Annotated in this window: 25 protein-coding genes; 12 read left to right on the top strand and 13 right to left on the bottom strand. The window is 59.0% G+C overall.

Features of this window, described 5'->3' with window-relative positions; genetic code table 11:
- Positions 1-5 precede the first annotated feature (5 nt).
- Positions 6-488: a cyclic pyranopterin monophosphate synthase MoaC gene (gene moaC / locus AT959_RS03905; RefSeq protein WP_066880795.1), complete on the bottom strand. Its 483-nt coding sequence runs from the start codon at positions 486-488 to the stop codon at positions 6-8.
- A gap of 65 nt (positions 489-553) precedes the next feature.
- Between moaC and AT959_RS03900 the strand changes: the two genes are divergently transcribed.
- From AT959_RS03900 to pabB, 3 genes are all read left to right on the top strand, one after another.
- A complete protein-coding gene (locus AT959_RS03900) occupies positions 554-2002 on the top strand; it encodes a M48 family metalloprotease (protein ID WP_066880793.1) in 1449 nt (482 codons plus the stop codon).
- Positions 2003-2040: 38 nt separating this feature from the next.
- Positions 2041-2268 carry a sulfurtransferase TusA family protein gene (locus AT959_RS03895; RefSeq protein WP_066880791.1) on the top strand — a complete coding sequence of 76 codons (228 nt, stop codon included), beginning with the start codon at positions 2041-2043 and terminating at the stop codon, positions 2266-2268.
- Positions 2269-2426: 158 nt separating this feature from the next.
- A complete protein-coding gene (pabB, locus tag AT959_RS03890; RefSeq protein ID WP_066880789.1) occupies positions 2427-4004 on the top strand; it encodes an aminodeoxychorismate synthase component I in 1578 nt (525 codons plus the stop codon).
- 142 nt (positions 4005-4146) lie between these two features.
- Here the strand turns inward: pabB and AT959_RS03885 are convergent, their stop codons facing one another.
- From AT959_RS03885 to AT959_RS03865, 5 genes are all read right to left on the bottom strand, one after another.
- Positions 4147-4626 (bottom strand): hypothetical protein, encoded by a 480-nt coding sequence (locus AT959_RS03885; RefSeq protein ID WP_066880787.1) that lies wholly within the window; start codon positions 4624-4626, stop codon positions 4147-4149.
- A 12-nt stretch (positions 4627-4638) separates the two neighbouring features.
- On the bottom strand, positions 4639-7464 hold the full coding sequence (locus AT959_RS03880; protein ID WP_066880785.1) for a valine--tRNA ligase: 2826 nt from the start codon (positions 7462-7464) through the stop codon (positions 4639-4641).
- A gap of 65 nt (positions 7465-7529) precedes the next feature.
- Entirely contained in the window at positions 7530-7901 is a 372-nt protein-coding gene (locus AT959_RS03875) for a hypothetical protein (RefSeq protein WP_066880783.1), read from the bottom strand.
- A gap of 9 nt (positions 7902-7910) precedes the next feature.
- Positions 7911-8333, bottom strand: coding sequence for a DNA polymerase III subunit chi (locus AT959_RS03870; protein WP_066880781.1), 423 nt, complete (start codon positions 8331-8333; stop codon positions 7911-7913).
- Entirely contained in the window at positions 8330-9826 is a 1497-nt protein-coding gene (locus AT959_RS03865; RefSeq protein WP_066880780.1) for a leucyl aminopeptidase, read from the bottom strand. The genes AT959_RS03870 and AT959_RS03865 overlap by 4 nt, the downstream gene beginning before the upstream one ends.
- A 71-nt stretch (positions 9827-9897) precedes the next feature.
- Here AT959_RS03865 and lptF point away from each other — a divergent pair, with 71 nt between their 5' ends.
- Positions 9898-10980 (top strand): LPS export ABC transporter permease LptF, encoded by a 1083-nt coding sequence (gene lptF, locus AT959_RS03860; protein ID WP_066880778.1) that lies wholly within the window; start codon positions 9898-9900, stop codon positions 10978-10980.
- Positions 10980-12065, top strand: a complete 1086-nt coding sequence (lptG, locus tag AT959_RS03855) for an LPS export ABC transporter permease LptG (RefSeq protein ID WP_066880776.1) — start codon at positions 10980-10982, stop codon at positions 12063-12065. Before lptF ends, lptG begins: the two co-directional genes overlap by 1 nt.
- Here lptG and AT959_RS03850 read toward each other — a convergent pair whose 3' ends face one another.
- The 4 genes from AT959_RS03850 to AT959_RS03835 are packed head-to-tail and all read right to left on the bottom strand — an operon-like array spanning position 12066 to position 13934.
- A complete protein-coding gene (locus AT959_RS03850; protein WP_066880774.1) occupies positions 12066-12482 on the bottom strand; it encodes an RDD family protein in 417 nt (138 codons plus the stop codon).
- Positions 12482-13021 (bottom strand): DUF3106 domain-containing protein, encoded by a 540-nt coding sequence (locus AT959_RS20315; RefSeq protein WP_083518204.1) that lies wholly within the window; start codon positions 13019-13021, stop codon positions 12482-12484. The genes AT959_RS03850 and AT959_RS20315 overlap by 1 nt, the downstream gene beginning before the upstream one ends.
- A complete protein-coding gene (locus AT959_RS03840; protein ID WP_066880772.1) occupies positions 12991-13374 on the bottom strand; it encodes a DUF3619 family protein in 384 nt (127 codons plus the stop codon). The genes AT959_RS20315 and AT959_RS03840 overlap by 31 nt, the downstream gene beginning before the upstream one ends.
- The gene (locus AT959_RS03835; protein WP_066880770.1) at positions 13371-13934 is read right to left on the bottom strand and encodes an RNA polymerase sigma factor; all 564 of its coding nucleotides are present in this window, start codon (positions 13932-13934) and stop codon (positions 13371-13373) included. Before AT959_RS03835 ends, AT959_RS03840 begins: the two co-directional genes overlap by 4 nt.
- Positions 13935-14053: 119 nt before the next feature.
- Here AT959_RS03835 and ilvB point away from each other — a divergent pair, with 119 nt between their 5' ends.
- The 5 genes from ilvB to AT959_RS03810 all read left to right on the top strand — a co-directional run bounded on the left by ilvB (position 14054) and on the right by AT959_RS03810 (position 19761).
- On the top strand, positions 14054-15754 hold the full coding sequence (gene ilvB, locus AT959_RS03830) for a biosynthetic-type acetolactate synthase large subunit (RefSeq protein ID WP_066880768.1): 1701 nt from the start codon (positions 14054-14056) through the stop codon (positions 15752-15754).
- Positions 15755-15772: 18 nt separating this feature from the next.
- Positions 15773-16264, top strand: a complete 492-nt coding sequence (gene ilvN, locus AT959_RS03825) for an acetolactate synthase small subunit (protein ID WP_066880766.1) — start codon at positions 15773-15775, stop codon at positions 16262-16264.
- Positions 16265-16288: 24 nt separating this feature from the next.
- Complete coding sequence (gene ilvC, locus AT959_RS03820; protein ID WP_066880764.1) at positions 16289-17305, top strand: ketol-acid reductoisomerase; 1017 nt, start codon at positions 16289-16291, stop codon at positions 17303-17305.
- A 145-nt stretch (positions 17306-17450) separates the two neighbouring features.
- Positions 17451-18203: a CDP-diacylglycerol--serine O-phosphatidyltransferase gene (gene pssA / locus AT959_RS03815; RefSeq protein ID WP_066880762.1), complete on the top strand. Its 753-nt coding sequence runs from the start codon at positions 17451-17453 to the stop codon at positions 18201-18203.
- 16 nt (positions 18204-18219) lie between these two features.
- Positions 18220-19761 carry a 2-isopropylmalate synthase gene (locus AT959_RS03810; RefSeq protein WP_066880760.1) on the top strand — a complete coding sequence of 514 codons (1542 nt, stop codon included), beginning with the start codon at positions 18220-18222 and terminating at the stop codon, positions 19759-19761.
- A 36-nt stretch (positions 19762-19797) separates the two neighbouring features.
- On the opposite strand, the gene AT959_RS03805 is transcribed toward AT959_RS03810, so the two are convergent.
- Both AT959_RS03805 and wrbA read right to left on the bottom strand, forming a co-directional pair.
- Positions 19798-20166: a DUF2069 domain-containing protein gene (locus AT959_RS03805; protein ID WP_066880758.1), complete on the bottom strand. Its 369-nt coding sequence runs from the start codon at positions 20164-20166 to the stop codon at positions 19798-19800.
- Positions 20163-20759 (bottom strand): NAD(P)H:quinone oxidoreductase, encoded by a 597-nt coding sequence (gene wrbA / locus AT959_RS03800; RefSeq protein WP_066880755.1) that lies wholly within the window; start codon positions 20757-20759, stop codon positions 20163-20165. The genes AT959_RS03805 and wrbA overlap by 4 nt, the downstream gene beginning before the upstream one ends.
- Before the next feature lie 105 nt (positions 20760-20864).
- Between wrbA and AT959_RS03795 the strand changes: the two genes are divergently transcribed.
- Positions 20865-21614 carry a YhjD/YihY/BrkB family envelope integrity protein gene (locus tag AT959_RS03795; protein ID WP_066880753.1) on the top strand — a complete coding sequence of 250 codons (750 nt, stop codon included), beginning with the start codon at positions 20865-20867 and terminating at the stop codon, positions 21612-21614.
- Here the strand turns inward: AT959_RS03795 and AT959_RS03790 are convergent.
- Entirely contained in the window at positions 21586-23100 is a 1515-nt protein-coding gene (locus AT959_RS03790; protein ID WP_066880750.1) for a hypothetical protein, read from the bottom strand. The two genes, AT959_RS03795 and AT959_RS03790, sit on opposite strands and share 29 nt — an antisense overlap.
- A gap of 169 nt (positions 23101-23269) precedes the next feature.
- On the opposite strand from AT959_RS03790, the gene rpsP reads away from it, so the two are divergent.
- Positions 23270-23524, top strand: a complete 255-nt coding sequence (gene rpsP, locus AT959_RS20310) for a 30S ribosomal protein S16 (RefSeq protein ID WP_083518189.1) — start codon at positions 23270-23272, stop codon at positions 23522-23524.
- The last annotated feature ends 5 nt before the right edge of the window (positions 23525-23529 follow it).

Genomic DNA, 23529 nt, shown 5'->3' with positions numbered 1-23529 from the left:
TAGTGTTATTCGGCAAGCCAGTGCCCGGATTTGCCGCCGGATTTTTCGAGCAGGCGGATGTTGTCGATCCGCATGCCGCGGTCGACGGCCTTGGCCATGTCATAAATGGTCAGCAGGCCGACCGAGAGGGCGGTCAGTGCTTCCATTTCGACACCGGTCTTGCCGAAGCATTCGGCGGTGACTTCGCAATGCACGGCGTTTTGTGCTTCGTCGATGACGAAGTCGGCGGCAACGCGGGTCAGGGCGATTGGGTGGCAGAGCGGAATCAGTTCGCCGGTGCGTTTCGAGGCCTGAATGGCGGCGATGCGGGCAATGCCGATGACGTCGCCTTTCTTGGCGGAGCCGGAACGGATCAGCGCCAGCGTCGCCGGTTGCATGAAGATGCTGCCGGCAGCGCGGGCGACACGAGCCGTTTCGGCCTTGTGGCCGACGTCGACCATATGGGCTCGGCCGGTACTGTCAAAGTGGGTGAGGGTTTGGTTCGTCACGGGAAATTACAGAGGGTTACGTTGCACCAGGAAGGGGCGCAATCAGGCTGCGCTATCATAGCACCATGCATCTTGCCCAACGTTTCGTCACCGGATTGCTTGCTCTGGCGCTGGCCGTCCAGCCCTTGCGCGCCGATGATCTGCCGGAGTTGGGTGATGTTGCCAGCAATGCCTTGTCGTTGAGCACCGAGAAGAAAATTGGCCAGCAGATCATGCATGAAATCCGCTGGCGCGATACGGCCTATCTCGATGATCCCGATGTCGAGGCTTACCTGAACCAACTGGGCGGACGCCTGGCCGCGGTCAGCAACGATCCGGGCATGGGCTTCACCTTCTTTGCTGTCAATGATCGGAGCATCAATGCCTTTGCCATGCCCGGCGGTTATATCGGAGTCCATACCGGCTTGATTTTGTCGGCCGAGAGCGAATCGGAGCTGGCGGGCGTGCTCTCCCATGAAATTTCGCATGTTACGCAGCGCCATATTGCACGCCAGGTTTTCCAGTCGAAACAAGTGAGTATTGCTGCGATGGTGGCGATGGCGCTGGCCTTGCTGGCCGCCCGCTCGAACGGCCAACTGGCGGGGGCGGCGATCGCAACGACGCAGGCAGGGGCAATTTCCAACCAGCTGGCATTTTCCCGCGACTTCGAACGGGAATCCGACCGTTTCGGCTTCGAGATTATGCGCAAGTCAGGTTTTGACGTGCGCGGCATGTCGGCCTTCTTCCTGCGTCTGCAAAAAGCCGTACGTCTCTACGAAAACAACGCAACGGCTTATCTGCGCACCCATCCGTTGACCGGCGAGCGGCTGACCGATATGCAGAACCGGGAACAGTCGCTGCCTTACCGGCAGGTCCGGGATAGCAACGAATTCCTGCTGGTCCGGGCCAAGCTGCGGGCGATGCAAGGGGTACCGGCCGAGGCGGTCAAGGATTTCTCGACCTTGCTCAGCGAGAAAAAATATGGCTCCGAGGCGGCGGCCCACTATGGCTATGCCTATGCGTTGCTTCGCTCACGCGACTGGGCGGGGGCGGAGCGGGAAATCCTGGCGGCGCGCCAGCTGAAAATTTCGGCCGCCATGCTGGATCGCCTGTTGGCCGAGGCGCGCCTGGGGCAGGGCGATGTCGCTGGCGGCCTGGCAATCTATCGTGACGCTATGGTTCGCTTTCCGCTCAACATGGCCTTGATTTACGGTAACGGTAGCGCGTTGATTAACAGTCGGCACTTCGACGAAGCGCTGCGCTTTAGCGAACAACAGTTGCAGAATTACCCGGACGATGTGCGCTTGCACAAGATGCGGGCCGAAAGCTACGCCGGGTTGGGCCGGCGGGCGCAGCAGCACCAGGCGCTGGCCGAGGTCTTTGCGCTGCAGGGGCAAACGGCGGGGGCCATCGAGCAGTTGCAACTGGCCCAGCAGGCGGGTGACGCGAATTTTTACGAGCAGTCAGTGATCGACGCCCGGTTGCGCGAGATGAAAAAGCGCCAGCTTGAGGAAATCAAGGAAAAGCGCAATTAGGGTTAAAATCGCTCTCCTCACCAACTGGCCTATCGACCATGGACTTTGATCGCGATCTCGACGTACAGGGGCTGAATTGCCCGTTGCCCATCCTGCGGACCAAGAAGGCGCTGGCCGAGATGGAAACCGGCCAGATCCTGCGCGTGCTGGCGACCGACCCGGGGTCGCTGAAGGATTTTCCGGCGTTTGCCAAGCAGACCGGTAACGAACTGGTTGAGCAGAAAGAGGAAAATCGCGTCTTCGAGTTTTTCCTCAAGCGCAAATAACTCTCCCGTTTTTCGCATTTCTTGAAGACCGGCGGGCGCCTCCTGGCGAACCCGCCGCTTGGTGCTTCGATGGTCTGATCGATTGTCTGACCGCCCATGACGCGGCATCGCTCGGCGAACTGTTGGCCCGGCTCGACGCAGAGCCCGGATGGTCGGTGATGGCACTCGATTACGAACTGGGCTATGTGCTGGAGCCGAAAACGGCACCGCCGGATTGGGCGCCGGGGCCGGAGCGCCCGCTGGCCCGGGTCTGGCGCTTTGCCGATTGCCGGCGGCTGAGTCAGGCCGAGGCCGAGCAGTGGCTGGCGATTCAGCTTGCCGACCATCCGGCCGGGGTCGGCGCGCTGCAGCCGACGCTCGGCGAATATGACTACCTTGCTGCGGTCGACCGCATCAAAACGCTGATTTCCGATGGCGACTGCTATCAGGTCAATTTCACCTTTCCCTTGCACTTCGCGTGGTTTGGTTCGCCGCTGGCTCTCTATGCCCGCCTGCGCGAGCAGCAGCCGGTGCGCTACGGCGGCTTTGTCGGCGATGCGCGGCAGGGCATCGTTTCCCTGTCGCCCGAGCTATTCCTCGAGCGGCTCGGCGACCGTTTGCAGACCCGGCCGATGAAAGGCACCGCGCCGCGCAGCGTGCCGGCCGAAGTGCTGCGTGCCTCGACCAAGGACCGGGCCGAGAATCTGATGATCGTCGACCTCTTGCGCAACGATCTAGGACGGGTGGCAAGCAATGGCAGCGTCAAGGTCGACCGGCTGTTCGAGATCGAAGCCTACCCCAGCGTCTGGCAGATGGTTTCCGAGGTCTCGGCGACGGTGGCTGGGCGCAGTTTTGGCGAGATTCTCCACGCCCTATTTCCCTGCGGTTCGATCACTGGGGCGCCCAAGATCCGGGCAACGCAGATCGCCGCCGAACTGGAAAACTCCGCGCGCGGCCTGTACACCGGCGCGCTTGGCTGGCGGGCGCCGAATGGCGATTTCCGGCTCAATGTGGCGATCCGCACGCTGGAATTGGCGGCCGATGGCAGCGGCAAGCTGGGGATCGGCAGCGGCGTGGTGGCCGACTCGGTACCGGAGGCGGAATGGCGCGAATGCCTGCTGAAGGCGGATTTCCTGCGCAATTGCGATCCCGGTCTGCAACTGATTGAAACCCTGCGCCGGGAAAACGGCGCTTACCCCCGGCTGGCTGGCCATCTGGCCCGCTTGCGCCGTTCGGCAGCCTGGTTCGGTTTTCCGCTGGATGAAGCCCTGTTGCACGAGGTCTTGGCCAGCCAGCCGAGCGCAGGCACCTGGCGCGTCCGGCTTACGCTGGACAAGGCAGGCCAGTTGGCGGTGCAGTCCTTCCCGCTGGCCGAGGCGCCGGCGGCTCAACGTCTGGCTCGGCTGGCGCCACAAAGGATAGCGGCCAGCGACCCGCTGCGCCGCCACAAGACGACCGCCCGCGAGCTCTACGATGCCGCCTTGCGCGACTTGCCGGCGGACGATCCGGTGTTCGATCTGGTCTTTCTCAACGAGCGGGGCGAGGTGGCCGAGGGGGCGCGCAGCAATGTGTTCGTCGAACGCGATGGCGTCTGGCTGACGCCACCATTATCCAGTGGCGCACTGCCGGGGGTCTTGCGGGCCGAACTGCTGGCCAGCGGTCAGGCGCAGGAGGCGGTACTGGTGGCCGAAGATCTGGCGGCCGGCTTCTGGCTGGGCAATGCCTTGCGCGGCTTGATCCCGGTGCGCCTGATCTGAGGCACCATCTGGCGCCTTGAATATTGCCTGTTTTAGGCGGTCGACCGCAGGGGTTGGCCAATTCAGGCGGTGAGAGGGTATTTCTGAAGCAGAAAACTGACTGCCCGGCGTCTTTCGGATGCCGGGCAGTCTGGCTTGAGAGTTAGCGGCGGAACTTGCGCAGGTAGATGCCGAACAGGGAGAACAGCGCCGCGGCAATGCCGAAATAGAAGGCCTTGACGTTGACGTCCTGGTATTCGACGAGAATCGGCTGCTCGTCTTCCACCTTGTAGCGAATGATGGTCTGGAAGTGCCAGGACGAAGCCTTGGCCTCGATCAGGCCGCCGTCGATCTTCTTCCACTGCAGCCAGCCGTCCTTTTCCATCACGTCCCCGGCATTGTCCGGCAGGTTCAGAGTCTTGAGCAGCCCGCTGGTCCGGGCTGCGGCCAACTCGCCGTAGGCAACGCCACAGGTTTCATCCTTTTCGCAGACGGCGACCACGCGGAATTCCGGCTTCCAGATATCGCTCTTGTCCCACGGCCAGGCGACGATGAAGGCGACGGTCCAGATCCAGACCAGGCCGCAGAAAATCATCATGGCAAGAAATACCTGAGCGAAAAAACCGCGTTTGTCTTGGGTCATGCTTTTCCTTGGTTAGCCCAGTTTTGCCAACTGGGGCTTGAGTTGTTCCAGCGTCGCCGTGAAATCGGCGACCCGCTGCTTTTCCTGATCGATCACGGCGGCCGGGGCGCGGGCGACGAAACCTTCGTTGCTGAGCTTGCCTTGGGCGATCGAAATCTGCTTTTCCAGCTTTTCGATTTCCTTGGCCAGACGAATCTTTTCAGCAGCGACGTCGATCTCCACCTTCAGCATCAGGCGGGTTTCGCCGACCACGGCGACCGGGGCCATGGCATCGGCCGGCATGTCGTCGACGATTTGTACCTCGGACAGCTTACCCAGAGCTTGCAGGATGGCGGCGAACTCGCCAATTTCGGCGCCGCCACCGGCGACCAGCAGCGGCATGCGCAGAGCCGGCGAGACGTTCATCTCGCCGCGCAGGTTGCGGGTCGCGTAGGCCAGGGCCTTCAGGCGTTCGACCTTGGCTTCCGAAGCCGGGTCGATCTTGAACTCTTCGGCGCGCGGGTAGGCGGCAAGCATGATCGAGTCATGCGTCTTGCGGCCGGCGATCGGCGCGACGGTCTGCCACAGTTCTTCGGTGATGAACGGAATCAGCGGATGGGCCAGACGCAGCACGGCTTCCAGAGTGCGCACCAGAGTCCGACGGGCGCCGCGCTGCTGGGCATCGTTGCCGGTCTGGATCTCGACCTTGGCGATTTCCAGGTACCAGTCGCAGAACTCGTCCCAGACGAACTTGTAGATGGTCTGGGCGATCAGGTCGAAACGGTAGTCGGTGAAGTGGCGCTCGACTTCCTGCTCGACGCGTTGCAACTGGCTGACGATCCAGCGGTCGGCGAAGGAGAACTCGAGCGGGGCGGAACCACCGCAGGCCGGGCCGCCTTGCTGGTGTTCCAGCGCCAGATCGTGGCCTTCGACGTTCATCAGCACGAAGCGGGTGGCGTTCCACAGCTTGTTGCAGAAATTGCGGTAGCCGTCGCAGCGGCCGAGGTCGAACTTGATGTCGCGGCCGGGGCTGGCGAGACTGGCGAAAGTGAAGCGCAGCGCATCGGTACCGAAGGAGGCGATGCCTTCCGGGAATTCCTTCTTGGTCTTCTTGGCGATGCTTTCCGCCTGCTTCGGGTTCATCAGGCCGGTGGTGCGCTTTTCGATCAGCGCTTCGAGGCCGATGCCGTCGATCAGGTCGATCGGGTCGAGCACGTTGCCCTTCGACTTCGACATCTTCTGGCCTTCGCCGTCGCGGATCAGGCCGTGCACATAAACGTGCTTGAACGGGATTTGGCCGGTGATCTGCTTGGTCATCATGACCATGCGGGCGACCCAGAAGAAGATGATGTCGAAACCGGTGACCAGCACCGAGGAGGGCAAATATTGCTGCAACAGCGGGTTGACCGCGTCGATCGCTTCGTCGCCGGTCCAGTCCAACGTCGAGAACGGCCACAGGGCGGAAGAGAACCAGGTGTCGAGGACGTCGTCGTCACGCTTGAGCGGCCCGCTGTAGCCCTGCTTGGCGGCTGCGGCCTTGGCTTCTTCTTCGCTGTGGGCGACGAAAATCTGGCCATTGTCGCCGTACCAGGCCGGAATCTGGTGGCCCCACCACAGTTGGCGGGAGATACACCAGTCCTGGATGTTGTTCAGCCACTGGTTATAGGTATTGACCCAGTTTTCCGGGTAGAACTTGATTTCGCCGGAATGGACGACCTCAAGGGCCTTTTCCGTGATCGACTTGCCGTCCTCGCCCGGCTTCGACATGGCGACGAACCACTGGTCGGTCAGCATCGGCTCGATGACGACATTGGTCCGGTCGCCGCGTGGCACCTTGAGCTTGTGCTTGTCGGTCTTTTCCAGAATGCTGAGGGCTTCGAGGTCGGCGACGACGGCCTTGCGGGCGTCGAAGCGGTCGAGGCCGCGATATTTTTCCGGCGCGTTGTCGTTGATCTTGGCATCCAGCGTCAGGATCGAGATCAGCGGCAGGCCGTGGCGCTGGCCGACGGCATAGTCGTTGAAGTCGTGCGCCGGCGTGACCTTGACGCAGCCGGTACCGAATTCGAGATCGACGTAGGAGTCGGCGATGATCGGAATTTCGCGCTCGGTCAGTGGCAGTTTCACCATCTTGCCGATCATGTGCTTGTAGCGCTCGTCTTCCGGATGAACCATCACGGCGGTGTCGCCGAGCATGGTTTCCGGTCGGGTGGTGGCGACGACCAGGCTATCGCTGCCGTCAGCCAGCGGGTAGCGGATGTGCCACATGAAGCCGTCTTCTTCCTCCTGGACGACTTCGAGGTCGGAAACGGCGGTATTCAGCTTCGGGTCCCAGTTCACCAGGCGCTTGCCGCGGTAGATCAGGCCTTCGTTGAACAGGCGGACGAAAGTCTCGGTGACGACTTTGTTGAGGCCGGCATCCATCGTGAAGCGCTCGCGCTTCCAGTCCGGGCTGGTGCCCATCCGGCGCATCTGGCGGGTAATCGTGCCGCCGGAGTATTCCTTCCATTCCCAGACCTTTTCCAGGAACTTCTCGCGGCCGAGATCGTGGCGGCTGATGCCTTGCGCATCGAGTTGGCGCTCGACGACGATCTGCGTTGCGATGCCGGCGTGGTCGGTGCCCGGTTGCCACAGCGTGTTGTGGCCGCGCATCCGGTAGTAACGGGTGAGCGCGTCCATGATCGTCTGGTTGAAGCCGTGGCCCATGTGCAGCGTGCCGGTGACGTTGGGCGGCGGCAGCAGGATGCAGAAATTATCGGATTTGCTGCGGTCGACGCCGGCAGCGAAGTAATTTTGGGCTTCCCACTCGGGGTACCAGCGGCGTTCGATATCGGCTGGTTCAAAGGCTTTGGCGAGTTCCATGGGCTTGTCGGAAAAGGGGAAAACCCAAAATTATACCGGAGCGTAGCCCCTGCTTCGCCGCGATCTCAGTTGGGCGGTTGCAGTGTGTCGATCATTTCCTGCTCGGCCAGGAAATCGCGCAGGGTTGATTCGATGAGGCGCGGCAGTTCGGCAGCCAGGCGCTGTTCGACGCGGCGCGCCAGTTCGTGGGCCAGGGCATCACGCGCGGCAGTGTCAAAAGCCGGCGGCGGAAGTGCTTCTTCGGCGACCTCGCCGGCGGGTTCGGGCTCGGCCTCCGGTTCGACGACGGGGGCTGGTATTTCGGCATCGAGCAGCACCGGAATGTCGTCATCGTTATCCACCGTATCGGTGAGAACGGGGATTTCATCGAGTTCGCCACCGCCTTGGCGGCGGCGCTGCATCAAGGCATCGGCTCGGGCGAGGATGGGGCTGGGCACCGGCGTTTCCTAGCGATCGCTGAGGTCGAAATAACGCACCTCGTAACCGCGATCCTTGTAGAACTTGACGCGTTCGCGGGCCGCGTTGCGGTCGGCTTCTTCCTGGCCGACGACCTCGATCAGGTTCTGGAAGCGTGAGAAGCCCGGTGGAATCTCGCGGCTGAGATTCATCAGCCGTTCATCCTGCGCTACCGATTCCAGCGTGTCGGTGATCAGGATCGGCGTTTCGGCGGCCAGTGGCGAGTCGGCCGAGCAGTGCGGCACGAAGCTGAGGGCGGGGTGCGTCCAAAGCATGCGGTCGACACTGCTGGCGACCTCTTTTTCGGGGGCATAAACCAGCATCGCCTTGCCTTTGGCGTAAGCCCCGCCGAGCAAGGCGCAGGCTGCGGCTATGCGGTCCGAGGCGCCGTGGTAGAAGAAGACCTGGGTCAATTGAGCTTGCCGGCGCGTTGCAGCAGGTAGTGGGTGAGCAGCGGCACAGGGCGCCCGGTAGCGCCCTTGTCGGCCCCGGATTTCCAGGCGGTGCCGGCGATATCGAGGTGGGCCCACTCGAATTTCTTGGTGAAGCGCGACAGGAAGCAGGCGGCGGTAATCGAGCCGCCCCAGCGGCCACCGATATTGCCCATGTCGGCAAACGGACTTTTCAGCAGTTCCTGGTAATCGTCCCACAGCGGCATGTGCCAGGCGCGATCGTGGGCTTCGTCACCGGCATCGAGCAATTCGCGGGCAAGGGCATCCTTGTTGGCGAAGAGGCCGGTGGCAATGTTGCCCAGCGCGACGACGCAGGCGCCGGTCAGCGTCGCCACGTCAATGACGGTATCCGGCTCGAAGCGCTCGGCGTAGGTCAGCGCGTCGCAGAGGATCAGGCGACCTTCGGCATCGGTGTTGAGAATCTCGATGGTCTGACCGGACATCGAGGTGACGATGTCGCCCGGTCGGCTGGCGCTGCCGCCCGGCATGTTCTCGGTGGCCGGGACGACGACGGTCAGGTTGATCGGCAGCGCCATGCGGGCGACCGCCTGAATGGTGCCGAGTACACTGGCGGCGCCGCACATGTCGTATTTCATCTCGTCCATCTCGGCCGAGGGCTTCAGCGAAATGCCGCCGGTGTCGAAAGTGACGCCTTTGCCAACCAGGACAATCGGTTTGTCACCGGCCTTGCCGCCCTGGTAGCTGAGCACGATCAGTTTGGGCGGTTGATGCGAACCATGCGCAACGGCGAGCAGCGAATGCATGCCGAGCTTTTCCATGTCGGCTCGTTCGAGAATCTCACAGCCCAGCCCGAACTCGGCCGCCATCGCCTGCGCCTGCTCGGCGAGATAGCTGGGGTGGCAGATATTGGGCGGCAGGTTGCCGAGTGTCTTGGCCAGCGCCATGCCTTCGGCAATGGCGATGCCCTGGCTCAGCGCCTCTTCGGCCAGCCCCAATTCGTTGCGGCGCTCGACGCCCAGGGTCAGTTTGCGCAGTGGGCGGCGGACTTCGTCCTTCTTGCTCTTGAACTGGTCGAACTTGTAGGTTGCGTCCAGTGCGGCAATCGCCGTCTGGCGAACTCGCCAGGCGACACTGCGTTTCTTGACGGCGAGTTCAGTCAGGAAAATGGAGGCGTCGAAGGCACCGGTTTCGTTCAGCGTCTTGACCGCGGTGCGGACGGCATTGCCGAATTCCTTTTCGCGGAAGTCCTTTTCCTTGCCCAAGCCAACCAGCAGGACGCGATCGCATAATGTGCCGGGGACATTGTGCAGAAGCAGCGTGGTGCCTGCCTTGCCTTCCATGTCGCCGCGCCGAATGATGTCGGAAATATAGCCATTTGCTGCCTTGTCGAGCAATTCGGCCGGCAGGGTAAGCTTCCGCGAATCGAAAACCCCGGCGACCACGCAGGCGCTACGCTGCTTTTCCGGGCTACCGCTTTTTATGCTAAATTCCACAGGCTGCTCCTGATCAAGGAAATATCAGTATTTGAGGGATTATCCTCGCATTTTTTCGGTTTCGTCAAAGCATGATATTCGAGCGCGCCGCCCGGCGCGAGTTCGCTCAGGCAGCCGCCGGCATTAGTGTTGCCTTGCTGGCTATCCTGACTTCTACCCAGTTGATCCGACTGCTGAAAGATGCAGCGGGCGGCCGCGTCGCGCCTGAAGCGGTCGCCTCGCTGCTTGGCTTTGCGGCATTGAATTTCATGCCCATTCTGCTGTCGTTGACGCTTTTCGTGGCAATTCTGCTTAGTTTGTCGCGCGCCTATCGTGATTCTGAGATGGTTGTCTGGTTTTCCTGCGGCCAGCCACTGACGGCCTGGATGCGACCCGTTCTACGGTTTTCGCTGCCGATCGTCTTTGCCATTGCGGTGCTGGCCGGCTTTTTGTCGCCTTGGGCCAATTACAACACCGCCGAGTATCGGCAGAAACTGTCTGCTCGCAGCGATGTTTCGCAGGTCTCGCCGGGAACCTTTCGGGAGGCCAAGAAAGGTGAGCGGGTTTTCTTTGTCGAGGCGCTGGCCGAAGATGCCAGCCAGGTTGGCAATGTCTTCGTGGCTTCGGTCCAGGAGGGCAAGCTCGGGGTCGTGATGTCCAACTCCGGCTATCAGGAATTTGCCGAGAATGGAGACCGTTTCGTGGTACTTGAGCATGGGCGGCGCTACGAGGTGGAGCCCGGTACGCCGGAGTTCAAGGTGATGGAATTCGAGCGTTATCGGGTGCGCACCGAAGATGCAGAGGCCAGGCCGGCAGAGCGCTCGCCGAATCGTTTGCCAATCAACGAGTTGATTCTGGAAGATAGCTTGCAGGCTCGGGGCGAGTTGGTGTGGCGTATCGGGATGCCGGTTTCGGCGCTGATCCTGGCTTTTCTTGCCATTCCGCTATCTTTTGTCAATCCACGCGCCGGTCGTTCGGCAAATATGCTGATCGCGATCCTGATTTACGCCATTTACAGCAATCTGATTTCAGTTAGCCAGGCTTGGGTGGCCCAAGGGAAGCTTTCGTTCTGGATTGGCGTCTGGGCGGTACATGCGCTGATGCTGTTGCCGCTGCTGCTGCTTTTCTACAGGCGGATCGCCGTGCGGATGCCCTGGCAGCGGAGACAGTCCTGATGTTCCGTCTCAATCTCTACCAGCGCTATTTGATGCGCGAAACTTTTGCTGCCGTCTTTCTGGTCCTCGCCGCTTTCCTGGCGCTGTTCAGTTTTTTTGACTTGATCAATGAATTGCGCAGTGTTGGCAAGAACGGCTATCAACTGGGGCACGCCGTTGTCTTTGTGGCACTTAGCCTGCCGGGGTTGATCTACGAGTTGATCCCGATTGCAGCGCTGATCGGTACTTTGTATGCCCTCTCGACCTTGGCGCGCCATTCTGAAATTACGGTGCTGCGAGCGTCCGGTTTGGCAACGCGTGACCTGCTGATGACCTTGTTTCGGGTGGCCGGTCTGCTCGCCTTGCTGACCTTTGTGGTCGGAGAGGGACTCGTCCCGTTTTCCGAGCGCTTGGCGCAGGAGATTCGGGCCAAGGCGCTGAGTCGGGTGATCGCCCAGAGTGGATTCGATAGTGGTTTGTGGGTCAAGGATGGGCGTAGTTTTATCAATATTCGCAAGGCAACGCCGGATGCGCGCCTGCATGGAGTGCGCATTTACAAGTTTGACGCGACCAATGCTCTTGAGTCGGTGACTGATGTCGAGGAGGCGTTATTCCAGCCGCCGGAACGCTGGATATTGAAAGGCGTGGTCAGAACGATACTTGAAGGTGATACGTCGCGCGTGGAGCGGATGGATGCCGCCGAGTGGCAGTCTGCGGTCAACCCTGATTTACTGGCGGTTTTGATGGTGGCGCCAGAGCGTATGTCCTTGTTTGGCTTGTTGAATTACACGCAGCATTTGCTTGATAACCACCAAAAAACAGAGCGCTATGAAATTGCGATCTGGAAAAAACTGATCTATCCGTTGGCTGCGCTGGTGATGGTGGCGCTGGCTCTGCCTTTTGGCTATTCCCACAACCGGGTCGGTGGCGTCAGTTTGAAAATATTTGGCGGCGTTATGCTAGGCATTCTTTTTTATGCGCTGAATGGCTTGTTTTCCAACCTGGGCGTCATCAATGCCTGGCCGCCATTTGCTAGCGCAACGGTGCCCTCTGCCTTGTTCCTGATGGCGGCTGTCGGAATGCTATGGTGGGTCGAGCGGCGCTAATCAGGTGCTGGCCGTAACGATTTTCGTGCCGGCAATCCGGTCATGCAGGAATTGCCCATCCTTGTCGAACAGTGCCCAAAATATCCCACAACCGAAAAAGGCAATCCCTGGCCACGCTGCGAGGTAGCGCAATAGCGCTTGACCCGGGCGGATGGCGTGATCGTCGAGGCCGACCAAGCGTATTTTCCAAGTCTTCATTGGCAAGGTCTGCCCGCCATTCAGCCAGAACCAGACGAAATACAGCATCAGCAGAAGAAATACATGAACCCAAAGTAGCTTTGCGCTCATGACCATGCCAAAACCGGACAGCAGGATTTGTGGCAACAAGAAGCCGATCAGCAGAACGGCAAAGACCACCAAACTTTCATAAAGCATGCAGGCCAGACGGCGGCCGATGCCGGGGGAGTTCGCTGGCATCAGGGTTTTGCCGTTTCTGTAGGTGCTTCGCTTGAGCCATCGGCTGACTGGCTGACGGAGGGGGGGGCTGCCTCGGTGGGTGGTGCCGGTTGGAGTAGTTTCCCGGATTTCCCGCTTTCGCGAATGCGTTGTTTCTCGTCCGATGGCAGGTTTGAATAGGCCTCCCATTTCTGCTTTACAACGGCCTTTTGCTCAGGGGGCAATTGGTTGAAGTCCTTATAGGTGCCACGCACCTTGCTGCGTTGTTCTGGGGTCAGGCTTGCCCATTCGCGCATGCGCTGCTGAATGCGGCGCTGTTCATCGGGTTTCATGTTTGGATAGCGCTCGGCAATGCCCAGCCATTTCTTGCGTGGCAAATTCTCCATGCTGTTCCAGTCTGCAGCCAAGGGAGCCAGAATGGACTTCTGAGGTGGGCTGAGTGAATCCCAGCCAGGTTGCGGCAGCGTGCCAATAACCACTGTGGTGGGCGGTTCGGCTATGACGGAGCCAATCAGTGCCAGGGCGAGGATTACTCCTCCGATGAATCGTCTTTTAGCCATTCGAGAAAATCGTTATCCATGAAAGCTTCGGGTGGGATGTCATCGGCGAGCAGGGCGCTATCGACCTCTTCCAGTTCAGTGATGTATTGAGTGCTGTGCCAATAAAAAGAAATCCACATCCCGAGCAGTAGCGCCAGAATGGCGAGTATCTGTTTGACGTAGGGCGCGCTTGGCCCAAGGCGTAGCGATGTCGAGCCGTGTCCGGCAACGACCAGGCTTGGTGCGAGTTGCTTTTGCTTGGAAAGCGCCAGATGTCGCGCGGCTTCGAGGCGCCGCGAGGTGCTCGGAGAAAAGTCTTTCAATCCATGGTTCAGCGCTTGCCGAACGCGGTAGGCGTAACGTTCTTCATTCATAGCTTTATACCTTTTGCCGACAGGGCGGCTGCTAGCGCGTGCGTGGCGCGTGAGCAATGGGTTTTTACGCTGCCTTCTGAGCAGCCCATCGCAGCCGCGGTCTCGGCTACGTCCATGTCTTCCCAATAACGCATGAGGAAGGCTTCGCGTTGACGTGTCGGCAACTTTTTTATTTCGCCATCAATGATGTTCAGCGTTTGGGCTTGCAGCAGCTTGCTTTCCGGGGTTTTCGGGCCAGCATCGTCTTCGTCTGCCGCCAGTGTTTCCAGTGGGTCGTAGTCGTCATCGTCGTCGGAGGAGAATGCGGAGAGCAGGGTGGTCCACATCGAGCGGACCTTGCTGCGCCGGTAGTAATCCCGAATGGTGTTCTGCAGGATGCGTTGAAAGAGCATCGGAAACTCTTCCGATGGGCGGTCGCCGTATTTTTCGGCGAGCTTTAGCATGCTGTCTTGAACAATATCCAGCGCGGCATCCTCTTCGTGAACCGCAAACATGGCCTGTTTGAATGCTCGACGTTCGACGGATTCGAGAAAGCTCGATAGTTCGTGGGGTGAAGCCAGGGTCGTCTCTTCCAGTAAAAGCCTTGAGCATGATAAGGGAGTGGCAGCAAACCTTGACCGAAAAGAGGCGGTCGATTAAGGTTACGCCCTTTTAGGCAACAGCTTTTTTGGGCTCAAGAATGATGATCAGCGGTGCGGAAATTGTAATCAGGTGCCTGCAGGAAGAAAAGGTCGATTGTGTGTTCGGTTACCCAGGCGGGTCCGTTTTGCACATTTATGATGCACTTTTCAAGCAGGACGAGGTCAAGCACGTTCTGGTTCGCCACGAGCAGGCTGCTGTTCATGCGGCTGATGCCTACTCGCGCTCCTCGCAGCGCGTCGGTGTCGCACTGGTCACTTCCGGACCTGGGGTGACTAATACCGTTACCGGCATTGCTACTGCTTACATGGACTCCATTCCAATGGTTGTACTGTGTGGTCAGGTGCCGACCCAATACATTGGCCAGGATGCCTTCCAAGAATGTGATACGGTCGGGATTACCCGTCCGTGCGTCAAGCACAATTTCCTGGTCAAGGACGTCAAGGACTTGGCCGTGACGATCAAAAAGGCCTTCCATATCGCGTCAACCGGCCGGCCCGGTCCGGTGGTGGTTGATATCCCGAAGGACATCACCGCCCAGCTCTGCGAATTCGATTATCCGAAGACCATCCAGATGCGTTCCTACAACCCTGTGGTCAAGGGGCATCTGGGGCAGATAAAGAAGGCTGCGCAACTGCTGCAGGAGGCCAAGCGTCCGATCATCTACACCGGTGGCGGTGTAATTCTCTCCGACGCCGCGCAGAAGCTGACCGAGCTGGCCCGCAAGCTGAATTTTCCGGTCACCAATACGCTGATGGGGCTGGGTGGCTATCCGGCGACCGACCCCCAGTTTGTCGGCATGCTCGGCATGCATGGCACCTTTGAGGCGAATAATGCGATGCATTACGCCGATGTCATTCTGGCCATTGGTGCCCGTTTTGACGACCGCGTGATCGGCAATCCCGAACACTTCAGCGGTGAAAAGCGTCGCGTTATCCATATCGACATCGATCCGTCGTCGATTTCCAAGCGCGTCAAGGTTGATGTGCCGATCGTCGGTAATGTCGCAGACGTGCTTGATGAATTGCTCAAACTGATGGACGCTGGATTCAAAACGGATCCGGACGTGGCCGACTGGTGGAAGCAGATTGACGAGTGGCGCGGCCGTGACTCCCTGCGTTACAAGCTGGCTGAACACATCATGCCGCAGTACGTCATCGAGAAGCTTTATGAAGTGACCGGAGGTGACGCCTTTGTCACCTCCGATGTCGGCCAGCATCAGATGTTTGCCGCGCAATATTACAAGTTTGACAAGCCGCGTCGCTGGATCAATTCCGGTGGCCTGGGCACCATGGGTGTCGGCCTGCCCTACGGGATGGGGGTTCTGATGGCTAATCCGGAGGCGCAGGTCGCCTGTGTGACCGGCGAAGGCTCAATCCAGATGTGCATTCAGGAATTGTCGACCTGCAAGCAGTATGGCCTGCCGATCAAGATCATCAATCTGAACAACGGCATGCTCGGCATGGTGCGTCAGTGGCAGGAGATGTTCTACTCCAAGCGCTACTCGCAGTCCTACGTCACTTCATTGCCGGATTTCGTCAAACTGGCCGAGTCCTATGGTCACGTCGGCATGCGGATCGAAAAGCCGGAAGACGTCGAGCCGGCATTGCGCAAGGCATTTACCGAGCACAAAAATGATCTGGTCTTCATGGACTTTATTATCGATCCGGGTGCCAACGTCTTCCCGATGGTCGCTGCCGGCAAGGGGTTGACCGAAATGATCCTCGCTGAAGATCTGTAAGCGGGGAAGGAAAAGAATATGCGACACATCATTTCCATCCTGATCGAAAACGAATCAGGTGCGCTTTCCCGCGTGGCCGGGCTGTTCTCGGCACGTGGCTATAACATTGAATCGCTGACCGTGGCACCGACGGAAGATCCCTCGTTGTCCCGGATGACCATCCTGACCTGGGGCTCCGACGAGGTGCTCGAGCAGATCACCAAGCAGCTCAACAAGCTGGTTGATGTTGTCAAGGTGGTCGATCTCTCCGAAGCTGCGCACGTCGAGCGCGAACTGATGCTGATCAAGGTTCGCGCTACCGGCAAAGACCGCGAAGAGATGAAGCGGATGGCCGATATTTTCCGTGGCCGCATCATTGACGTCACGGAATCGACCTATGTGATCGAGTTGACCGGCGCAAGCTCCAAACTCGACTCCTTCATCGCCGCACTCGATGCCGGCCTGATTCTCGAAACCGTCCGTACCGGTGTCTGTGGCATCGGTCGCGGTGATCGTATTCTAAAAGTCTAACTATCTGTACATAAAGAGGATTTCATGAAAGTTTATTACGACAAGGACGCCGACCTCTCCCTGATCAAGGGCAAGAAGGTCACCATCGTTGGTTACGGTTCGCAAGGCCACGCCCACGCCCAGAATCTGAAGGATTCCGGCGTCAAGGTTACCGTTGGCCTGCGCAAGGATGGTGCTTCCTGGAAGAAGGCCGAAGCGGCCGGCTTGAAGGTTGAAGAGATCGCCAAGGCGGTCAAGGGTGCCGACGTCGTCATGATCCTGCTGCCGGACGAAAACATTCCGCAAGTCTACAACGAGGAAGTTGCTCCGAACCTGAAGAAGGGCGCCGCTCTGGCTTTCGCCCATGGCTTCAACGTCCATTACAATCAGGTTGTGCCGCGTGAAGACGTGGATGTCATCATGGTCGCCCCGAAGGGCCCCGGCCATACCGTGCGTTCCGAGTACCTGAAGGGTGGCGGTGTGCCCTCCCTGATCGCCGTTTACCAGGACAAGTCCGGCAAGGCCAAGGACATCGCCCTTTCCTATGCTGCTGCCAACGGCGGCACCAAGGGTGGCGTCATCGAAACCAACTTCCGCGAAGAGACCGAAACCGACCTGTTCGGTGAGCAGGCGGTTCTCTGCGGTGGTGCCGTCGAGCTGGTCAAGATGGGCTTCGAGACCCTGACTGAAGCTGGTTACGCGCCGGAAATGGCCTACTTCGAGTGCCTGCACGAGCTGAAGCTGATCGTCGACCTGATGTACGAAGGTGGTATCGCCAACATGAACTACTCCATCTCCAACAACGCGGAGTATGGCGAGTACGTGACTGGCCCTGAAGTTATCAACGAAGAATCCCGTGCCGCCATGCGCAATGCACTGAAGCGCATCCAGACCGGCGAATACGCCAAGATGTTCATCCAGGAAGGCCGCACCAACTATCCTTCGATGACGGCCCGTCGCCGTCTGAACGCGGTGCACCCGATTGAAACCGTCGGTGGCCAACTGCGCGACATGATGCCGTGGATCAAGAAGAACAAGCTGGTCGACCAAACCAAGAACTAAGTTTGCTCTGTGCCCGGTAGGGCAGCCTTGCCCTGCCTTCGCTCTCGGGCGGTGTGGAATCTCGCACCGCCCTTGTCGTTTCTGGAATTTGATGTGGGCAAGGGTGTATCCTTGCAAGCCCCATCTGGCCAAATTGTCGTGATCGATGACTGAACTCAAGCCACGTAAAGCACTGTTTAATCCGGAACTCAAGCGGCGCGGCATTTATGTCCTGCCCAACCTGTTCACCACGGCGGCACTCTTCGCCGGTTTCTTTGCCATCGTGCAGGCCATGCAGGGCGATTTCGAGCGGGCGGCGATGGCTATCTTCATCGCCATGGTGCTTGATGGTCTGGATGGCCGTGTGGCCCGCCTGACCCATACCCAGTCTGCCTTCGGTGCGGAATATGACTCGCTGTCGGATATGGTGAGTTTTGGCGCAGCGCCCGCCCTGGTAATGTACGAATGGGCGCTACGCGACATGGGGCGCCTGGGCTGGATCGCCGCCTTTATCTATTGTGCCGGTGCGGCTTTGCGTTTGGCCCGCTTCAACACGACGCTGGAGGTGGTGGACAAGCGTTTCTTCCAGGGCTTGCCGTCGCCGGCTGCTGCTGCCTTGGTTGCCGGGTTGGTCTGGGTAATGATCGTTTCCGGCGTGCCTGGCAGCGATGTTCGTTGGCTGGGCTGTGGACTGACTCTGGTTGCTGGCGTCACCATGGTTTCCAATATTCGCTATTACAGTTTCAAGGACATCAATCTGCGCAAGAGCGTGCCATTTTTCGTGATAGCCGCCATCGCCCTGGGCTTCGCCCTAGTTTCGATCAGTCCGGAAATGACCTTGTTCGGCTTCTTTGTCCTTTATGGGTTGTCCGGCTATGTGCTGGCCGCAATTGGATTGTTCAAACGCAAGGTCGCATGACATTTCGGAGCAGAGCATGAAACAACATCTGGTGATTTTCGATACCACCCTCCGCGATGGGGAGCAGAGTCCTGGTGCATCGATGACCCGCGAGGAGAAGATCCGCGTGGCTCGTCAGCTGGAGAAGATGCGGGTCGATGTTATTGAGGCTGGTTTTGCCGCAGCTTCACCCGGTGACTTCGATTCGATTCAGGCAATCTCGCACGCTATCAAAGACTCCACGATTTGTTCGCTGGCACGTGCCAACGAAAATGATATTCGGCGGGCTGGCGAGGCGATTAGGCCGGCCAAATCGGGGCGTATTCATACCTTTATTGCAACTTCTCCCATTCATATGGAGAAGAAATTGCGGATGACGCCTGATCAGGTGGTCGAGCAGGCAATCCGGTCGATTGGCTGGGCGCGTGAATACACGGCTGATGTTGAGTTTTCAGCGGAAGATGCCGGGCGTTCGGAGCTGGATTTCCTCTGTCGGATCTTTGAAGAGGTCATCAAGGCGGGAGCCACCACCATCAATGTACCGGATACCGTTGGCTACAACATTCCCTCGCAGTACGCCGAGACGCTGCGGCAGTTGATTGAACGCGTGCCGAATTCAGACAAGGTGGTTTGGTCGGTACATTGCCACAACGATCTCGGTCTGGCTGTCGCCAACTCGCTGGCGGCGGTGATGGCCGGTGCTCGCCAGGTCGAGTGCACCATCAATGGTCTGGGTGAGCGGGCCGGTAATGCCTCACTGGAAGAAGTGGTGATGGCGGTGCGGACGCGGGCCGATGTCTTTCCGGTCGAGACGCGCATCGATACCACGCAGATTGTGCCGGCCTCCAAGCTGGTGTCGCAGATTACCGGTTACCCGGTGCAGCCGAACAAGGCAGTGGTCGGTGCCAATGCCTTTGCCCACGAGTCTGGTATTCACCAGGACGGCGTGCTCAAGCATCGCGAAACCTACGAGATCATGCGGGCCCAGGATGTCGGTTGGGCGCAGAACAAACTCGTGCTGGGCAAGCATTCCGGCCGCAATGCCTTCAAGAGTCGCTTGCAGGAGTTGGGGATTGAACTGGAAAGCGATGAGGCATTGAATGCTGCGTTCGCACGCTTCAAGGATCTGGCTGATCGCAAGCACGAAATATTCGATGAAGATTTGCACGCTCTGGTTTCAGATGAGGTGGTCACGCCCGAGCAGGACCATTACAAACTTGTCTATTCGCATGTTTGTTCGGAAACCGGGGAAATGCCTCATGCCAAAGTGATCCTCAATGTCGGTGGTGTCGAGCAAAAAGGCGAAGCAGAGGGTGGTGGCCCGGTGGATGCGACCTTCAAGGCTATAGAGAGCATCGTTGGTAGCGGGGCCGAGTTGCTGCTCTATTCGGTGAACGCGATCACGACTGGCACGGATGCACAGGGCGAGGTAACTACCCGTCTTGGCAAGGAGGGGCGAATCGTCAATGGCAATGGTGCCGATACCGATATCGTGATTGCCTCGGCGCGCTCATACTTGAATGCGCTCAACAAGCTGTATTACAGTCTCGACAAGGTCAAGGCGCAGGGCGACGTCTAACTACGTTTGCTACGCTGCTTTAACGGAAAGGCCGCATCAGCTTGACTGGGCGGCCTTTTCCTCTTTTGGGGAGCGAGTGGCGCGAATGAACAGTATTGTCGTTGCGAAGAGCAGGGTGGCCAGTATTGTTTCGCCGATGGCCAGCCATTGCGACAAGCCATGCTCGCTGGTCGACCGGGTCAGTCCCTCCAGCAAGTAGAACTGGATGAAAAGAGATAACCATTTGTAGGTGTATCGTTTGCCGCGCAGGATGCCAAAGAGCGGGGCGAGCAGAAAAATGCCTTTGAGGATCAGCCAAGAACCGCCCGGCTTGAGCGGCGCGAGCCAGCCTTCCCAGGACAGGCAGAGAAAAATCAGTGCAATCAGGCTGATGCTCGAAATGATTTGGTAGCGATGGGCTGTCACGGTTGACCTAGTTTTTTTGCCAGATTTGCCAGGCGCATGCCCTGGATAAAGGCAAGCCGGCTTTCTGTATCGGAAAGTTGGGAGTTGCCACTGCTGCCGGCAACGTGGCTTGCCCCGTAGGGACTGCCGCCGGTTGTGGTGTTGGCCAGTTCAGCTTCGGTAAAAGGCAGCCCCATGATCAGCATGCCGTGATGCAGAAGCGGTAGCATCATTGAAACCAGCGTGCTTTCATTGCCACCATGCTGGCTGGCGCTCGAGGTGAATACTGCGGCGGGTTTGCCGGCCAGGGTGCCGTTTTGCCATTCGGCAATGGTGCCATCCCAGAAATATTTCATTGGCGCAGCCATGTTGCCGAAACGAACCGGGCTGCCAAGGGCCAGGGCGGTGCATTCGTGCAGGTCAATGGTTTCGACATAGGGGGCGCCGCTGTCGGGAATCGTTGGCTCGCTGGCTTCGCAGACGGTGGAAACCCTAGGTACGGTTCTCAGGCGAGCCTGAAAGCCGGGAACCGATTCTATGCCGCGGGCGATCCGCTCGGCCAGGGCGCGAACCGAGCCGCGGTGGCTGTAATAGAGGACGAGGATATCTTGCATGGTCGGCTATTATACGGCCCCATGCAAATGCATTCCCGTCAGCGAAAAACACGCTCGCACTCGAACCAGGTGACCGGCATTGTGCACCGCTTTCGGAGCGAACACATGATGCAGACCAGTGCGGCGCTGGCCTTTACGACGCTCATGGCGCTTGTGCCCTTGGTGACGGTCGTTTTGGCGGTGGCTGGGGCTATTCCCTATTTTGACCTATTGACCAAACGCCTCGATTTGTTGGTGCAGGAGACCCTGTTGCCGACCGGGGCCGCCGGGGTTATCGCCGGGAATATTGGCAAGTTTTCGCACAAGGCACAGCAGTTGACCGTGGCTGGTCTGGCGGTGCTGAGTGTGACGGCCTTTTTGTTGATGAATACCATCGAGCGGACGTTCAACCATTTGTGGCGGGTTAAGCCGCGGCCGATCCTGGCACGGCTGCGTCTATATGCGTTCGTAATGGCGGTCTGGCCCTTTATTCTCGGTGCCGTCGCCTTGGCGATCTCCTTTGCGGTGACCACTTCGCTGGGGTTGTTTGACGAGCCGGTATGGATTCGCCGCTTTTTGTTGAAGGCCGTGTCGATGGGCTTGCTTGGCCTGTTCTTCTCGTTTCTTTACTACGCGGTACCGAATGCCGATGTTTCGCGGCGGGCAGCCTTGGCCGGTGGGGTTTTTGCGATGCTCGCTTTTTCTGCGATGCAGAAGATTTTCGAGTTGTATCTGGCCAGTTCAGCCATGCTGAAAAGTATCTATGGTGCGTTCGCTGCCTTCCCCGTGTTTCTGGTCTGGCTTCACCTGTCCTGGGCGGTCGTGCTGATTGGTGGCCTGATCGCAGCTACGCTGACTCATCCGAAGAGACGCTGAATACCTCGATGCTGCTTGTCTGTTCCTCAAGGCTGGTCGGGCGCAGCTCGCGGATCTCCAGGTTTTCTTTTTCCAGCAGGACGATGATCTTGCGATTGGTGTCCTTGATGGCGCCGGTCCGGACGATAAGTGACTGGGTGTGCCGTAATGGTGGCGTCTCGGGGAGAATCAGGGCGGCCACTTTGCCCGATTCGAATTCGAGCGGTTGGGCAATTTCAGCTGCTTGCGCACGCGATGCGAGGAGTTGCAGGCCCAGTTCGATGTGCTCGGGGTTTTCCGAAAGCGCCCAGCGCACGATACAGATGTGCCACAGCGGCACCGCCTCCGTGCGGTCGCCGATTGCCTGCAGAGCGGTGATGTCGCCGACTCGCAACTGGTGGGTCTGGCCTGTCATGTGCATCAATGCATAGCCATCCGGGCTTTCGTTGGTGACCATCCATTCGCTCAATTCCACCTCGGCTTCCGGTGATTTGATCAGTCGCCAGAGGTTGTCGAAGCCGGTGCACAGGTGAACGCGGTAGGATTGGCGGCGGCGGGGAAATTTACGTTTCCCTGGTTGTCCCCACAAGCTCTGCAGTCTGCGGAGCACGCCCTTGCCGGCGCGCGTTTCGGCAAATGCAGGCAGGCCCATGCTGGCTGCGCTGGCGCCTTGTTCCAACTGGTTCAGGTGTTCATGGGCAGAGCGTGAAATATTGTCGCAGCAAAAATAGAGAATCTGCATATCGGCCGATGGAATGCGCCGAATCAGCGCGTGAGCGGGGCTGTCCTTGTCCAGGTCGATCCAGAAAATCGCGTTGCTATCGAGGGGCGGCTCATCGAATAGTTCCACTGCTTCAGTTCTGTGCTCGATGTATTGGCAGATGAAGTCCTGTTCGCTCGAACAAAATGAGGCGGGTTGGGCAATGGCCGAAAGTAGCGTGCTGGTGTAAATCTGGTGGATCGATCGCGTGCCGCGCGGCCCTGGGGTGTCGGCCAGGCCTAGGCGGCGGGCGCTGCGGAAGGCCGAGTGCATCTGTTGCCAGAGGCCGATGCCGCAGGGCGAGGCGACGAGTTGGCTGATGCGGATCTGCCAGGCAACGCAGTGCATCACACGGCGCAGCGTAGTCTGCGGTGAGTGATCGAGTTCGCTACCCAGTGGGTCAAACAAGACAGCAAGCGAGTTGAAATAGTCTTGGGTCAGGGTGGCCAGAAGATCGAGAACGGTGCGCACGCGCTGGCGCAGTTTTCGCGAAACGGGCAGCGATATTTCGTGAAGGGCAGGCAACTCGGCGTTAACGATCCGCTCGGCCTGGCCGTAGAGCAGGTCGAGCAGTTTGATACGTTGTGCAGTCGGAACCGCAGCTTCGCGCAACAGGATTATTTGGCGATGCAGTTGATCGGCATCTTCACTGTCGTTGCGACCATGAGCAAGAGCCAGCCATTCGAGAATGCTCTTGATGTGGGCGTCGCCCTGTTGTCGTGCGTGGGTTTCGGGTAGGTTGTTCATGGCCGGGCGAGGATAAACAAAAATTTACATTTCGGCTATCGCCGGCCTGATCGCCGGTATCTTTTGAATGCTGAAAGGTGCAGGGATATTCGGGCTGCTAAGTGGTTTGTTTTTCCATGATTAAGCGCTATAATCACCGGTCTTTTTTCCAGCTTACGAAAGTAATCTCATGGTTGTTATCCGTCTTGCCCGTGGTGGCGCCAAGAAGCGCCCGTTCTACAACATGGTTGTTACCGATTCCCGTAACCGTCGTGATGGCCGTTTCGTCGAGCGTATCGGTTTCTACAACCCGGTTGCCTCCGGTAATGCCGAGTCCCTGCGCGTCTCCGTGGATCGCCTGACCTACTGGCAACAGAATGGTGCCCAGCTTTCCCCGACCGTTGCTCGTCTGGTCAAGCAACACGCTGCTCAACAAGCTGCTTAAGTTGT

This window comes from Dechloromonas denitrificans, from assembly GCF_001551835.1.
In the GTDB taxonomy this organism is placed as follows: domain Bacteria; phylum Pseudomonadota; class Gammaproteobacteria; order Burkholderiales; family Rhodocyclaceae; genus Azonexus; species Azonexus denitrificans.
The sequence above is the reverse complement of the archived record's forward strand: the minus strand, read 5'-3'. Positions and strand labels throughout refer to the sequence as shown.